Here is a 589-nt window from a genome sequence, read left to right as displayed (position 1 = left end):
CCTGAAATCATTTCTAAAGAGCCACTTGGCCCTGTGGTTCGTCAAGGCGACGATCAGTGGTTCAACATCGCTAAGTGGACGTTAGCAGCAATGGTGAATGCGGAAGAATACGGCATCACCTCTAAGAATGCGGATGAGATGTTAAAATCTCAAGATCCAAACATCAAACGTATTTTGGGTGTTGATGGTCCGAAAGGTAAAGGCCTAGGTATTCGTGATGATTGGGGTTACCAAGTCGTCAAACAAGTGGGTAACTACGGCGAAAGCTTTGAGCGCACAGTCGGTAAAGGTTCGCCTTTAGAGATCGCTCGTGGTGTTAACGCACTTTGGAATGCCGGCGGCTTCATGTACGCGCCACCAATCCGTTAGAAACGAGTTAATCAGGGCGGTTCATGCCGCCCTTTTTCTTGAATATATCAATCTGGATGAGTAAGGATCGCTCATTGGCTGGAATAAGCCTTGGTCAGTATGATATGGGTTTGGGCGAGTAACTCGCGCAACAAATCTATTGCAAGCTAACACTAGGTTAAGCCTTTAGGGACAACCACTTATTTATACAGAGTGATATCTATAACTAAGGTTTGAGGTT

1 pseudogene is annotated in these 589 nt (G+C 45.7%); it reads left to right on the top strand.

The annotated features are described in order from the left end of the window. Nucleotides 1-369: pseudogene (locus R7Q09_RS27050) on the top strand (amino acid ABC transporter substrate-binding protein); the annotation flags it as partial. Between the last annotated feature and the right edge of the window lie 220 nt (nt 370-589).

Source organism: Vibrio sp. 2130-1, from assembly GCF_033339515.1.
Note: the sequence above shows the minus strand (reverse complement) of the source record. Positions and strands in the feature narration are given on the sequence as shown.